Source organism: Photobacterium sp. R1, assembly GCF_054600795.1.
On the sequence record NZ_BAAHZP010000619.1, the window covers coordinates 1 to 265 of the forward strand.

The window sequence follows — 265 nt, forward strand, 5'->3', positions numbered from 1 at the left end:
CTATGTACCTGTTCAGGAATTAATGTCAATTGACGGCCTGGACGAAGATACGGTTAACGAATTGCGTAACCGTGCGAAAGAAGCACTAACCACTATTGCCCTTGCGCAGGAAGAGTCTTTGGATGGGGTTGAGCCTGCCGAAGATCTGCTGAGCCTGGATGGTATGGAACGCGAACTGGCGTTCAAACTGGCCGCTAAAGGTATCTGTACGCTGGAAGATCTGGCTGACCAAGGTACTGATGACCTACTGGACATCGAAGGCCTG

Annotated in this window: 1 protein-coding gene; it reads left to right on the forward strand. The window is 50.9% G+C overall.

Features of this window, described 5'->3' with window-relative positions:
* Positions 1-265, forward strand: a 265-nt coding sequence (locus ACYP03_RS26535; protein WP_459782745.1) for a helix-hairpin-helix domain-containing protein, incomplete at both ends; no start/stop codon positions are given.